At 26.2% G+C, this 3,293-nt stretch carries 3 protein-coding genes; all 3 read right to left on the reverse strand.

The features are described from left to right. Positions 1 to 1,494: IS1182 family transposase (locus tag A500_RS11200; protein ID WP_040436787.1), on the reverse strand; the 1,494-nt coding region annotated here is incomplete at its 3' end. 179 nt (positions 1,495 to 1,673) lie between these two features. Further along, positions 1,674 to 2,195, reverse strand: a complete 522-nt coding sequence (locus A500_RS11205; RefSeq protein ID WP_016207701.1) for a hypothetical protein — start codon at positions 2,193 to 2,195, stop codon at positions 1,674 to 1,676. Positions 2,196 to 2,341: 146 nt separating this feature from the next. Then, on the reverse strand, positions 2,342 to 3,010 hold the full coding sequence (locus tag A500_RS11210; RefSeq protein ID WP_016207702.1) for an acyltransferase family protein: 669 nt from the start codon (positions 3,008 to 3,010) through the stop codon (positions 2,342 to 2,344). Between the last annotated feature and the right edge of the window lie 283 nt (positions 3,011 to 3,293).

The following is a 3,293-nucleotide window of genomic DNA, read 5'->3' on the forward strand; positions in this document are numbered from 1 at the left end:
GAACCTTCTAAAATTCATATCTTGTTTAACTTGCGCAAAGGAACCTTCTGCTTGAATACTCCTATTCATTCTTAGCAAGCAACCTTCATCACTAATTATTCTCTCTAAGTCTTCTTTTCTTTGACGATTAAATTTTTTTGAGGTTTCAAATTTTTTAGTTCTTTCTTCTAAAGGTGTTTTGCAATTATTTCCTTTAATGCATTTGCTTTTATATTTACAATCACTACAATCTTCACATGTATAAATTGTTTTTTCACTTTCATATCCTGTTTTTGATTTTCTTAATTTTACGCCTTCCATTTTTAACTTTTTACCATTCTGACATATGAAAATATCATTTTCAGGATTATAATCCATATTTTCTATTTTACCAATATCATTTTTATATTTTCTCGTTTTTGATAATTCGTAGTTAGCAGGTTTAATAAATGCTATTTGATTATTATCTTCAATAAAAGAATAATTTTCTTCACTTTCATATCCAGCATCAGCAACAATTTTTAAGTATTTAAAATTTAAATGTTCCTCCATAGTTTTTAAAAATGGTATTAGAGTCGTTGTGTCTGTGGGCTGAGGCCCTACCGTAAGCCAAGTAATGTATTCTGAATCTACTCCATGTTGTACATTATAAGCAGGTTTAAGTTGTCCATTTTTCATAGCATCTTCCTTCATTCTCATAAATGTAGCATCAGTATCTGTTTTTGAATAGCTATTTCTATCACCGCAAGTGTACACTTTCTGATTATATTCTTTAAATTTTGAAAGATACTCTTCAAGTTTTTCTATAGACTTTTGTAGTGTAGTTTTTCTTTTACCACATCCGTGGACGAATTCTATACCTTCTGATCTCTTCAACTCATAAAGCTTTTTTCTTAGCTTCTTCACATGTTTAATTTCTACTTTATCTTTATAAATTAATTTAATTCCATAAAGTTCTTCAGATTCTTTTACAAGGTCGGCTAATTTAATTAATAACTTTGCCATGTTTTTTGTAACAGCTTTTTTCCAAACAAAAGTATATTTATTTGCACAAGCTTCTATTTTAGTACCATCAATAAATATGTTGTTACCTGATACTTCTCCTATTTTATAAAGAAAATTAGTCATTTCAGCTAAAATCTTTTCAGAACATGGGGCGAAATGTAAACTTCTAAACCTTGCAAATGTTGAGTGATCCGGAGCGGAAGCCCCTTCTAGTAAAAACATAAAATTTATATCTCTACGGCAAGCTAGCTCAATATCACGTGAAGAATAAATTCCATTCATATAAGCGTATAGCATAATTTTCAGCATTTTCATGGGCGATACTTGATTTTCTCTTATTCTAAAATAAGTAGAATATAGCTCAGTCAAATCCATCTCCTCTACAAACTGGCTTAGTAATCGCACAGAATCATTACTTGGAATTATGCAATCAATATCAAAAGGAAGTTTTAGTTGATAAACCTTTTGATTTAAAGTATAATTTTTTCGTAAGATTTTTTTTATAGGCATGAAAAATATTTTACCATAAGTCCTAGACTTTTAAAGTCTGGGATTTATTTTTTTCATCAAAAAGGAGCTTCACACTAATTATTTAGTGCGACAGCCCCGAAAATATATTTTATTTAAAAATCTCTTAAAAATTTTTCTTTATAATTCTTTCATTTCTAATTACTTTGACTTACAAAATCTTATGCTGCTTCACTAGAAAATACTTCGTATATATCTTTTCTTCTTGCTTTTGATAATGCTTTAGCTAGTGCGTATGAAATAGTTCCATCAACAAAATGATGTAAAATAGTTCCTACAGCTACTACAACTATAAATTGATAAACTGAAAAACCAAATGGTATAACTATAAGTCCTTCTAAAATTCCATGAATAGGTGCTGTTATAGCTATTGCCTTCTTAAAGTTTTTATCCTTTGTAACTATTTTTGCTCCTATATATCCAACTATTATATGCATAGACGCCCTAGCTGCAACAACTAATGGAGTTGTTATAAAGAATCCAAGTGCAGAACCTACTCCTACGAATATAGCCACAGATGGTGATATTAGCATCGCTAAAAACATTGGAACATGTGAGGCTATAGTTGCTGTAAAAGGTCCTATAACTATCTTTAAAAATCCAAATTGTGTTGGAATTATAATTGCAATTGCTGTTAATACTGCTGCAAAAACCATTTTTCTTACTCTTTCTCTGCTTTCCATATAAAAAATCCCCTCTCCATACTAGTGTATATACATTAGTATATTATATATGTTTCCATTTGTAAATATTTTATTTGCACTATTATAAACAAAAGAAACTCATTATAAAATTTAATGAGTTTTTTTGTTAATATTTTTATATTTATTTATAGATTTTTTCCTGTATTTATGCTTATATTTACTGGATAAAATATTCCTTCATATACTTTGTTTATTTTATTTCTAGACAAAATAAATATTATTATAAACGGGCTTATTATAATTAATATATTTTGTATTATACTAATATTCCATCTTGGTATGAAGAAATAAACTAACACAACTAAATAAATATGAAAAATATATATGTTCATAGTTGCTTTACCTATTTTTGAGAAAAACTTTTCTTTACTAGGAACTAAACTTATAACACAAATACTAAACACAATTGCTGAAATGTATAATAATACTCTAAATATAGTTCCTTTTATTAAAGATAATCCCAATGCATTATATGAATAGGAATTATATAAAAATTTATAATCTACAAATTTATTCTCAACTATAAATACTGCAAATAATAAAAATAACATTAATATAATTATGGATAGTTTATTATTAAAAGTTTTTATCTTATTTAAATGTTCTTCTTTAGCATAATAACCAAGTAAAAAAAATGGCAAAAATACAATGGTTCTTGATATAGACAAAATACTTCCTATACTAGGAATTAATCCAACAAAAATTCCTATAATAAAGCTGACGCCTAAAATATATCTTATTTTAAGCAAATACTTTAAAGAAACTCTCCAAAAAATAAGCTTAATAAATACCACAGTGTCCATCCTGGATATATTAAAGAAAACATATTTTTCTTAGTACCTATATAAACAGCTAAGTACCAAATCATATTAAAAATTACATAAGGTATCAATAAATTTTTGATAGATTTTCTTTTCATTTTATAAAAATTCTTTGATAGATATCCTGAAATAAATATAAAAAGTGGACATATGAAAATAAATAATAATAAAATAAATAATATANANANANAATAATAATATATTATTNTATATATATATAGTCTACTAACTAACTAAATAAATAATAATAATAACT

This window comes from Clostridium sartagoforme AAU1 (genome assembly GCF_000401215.1).
GTDB lineage: Bacteria > Bacillota > Clostridia > Clostridiales > Clostridiaceae > Clostridium > Clostridium sartagoforme.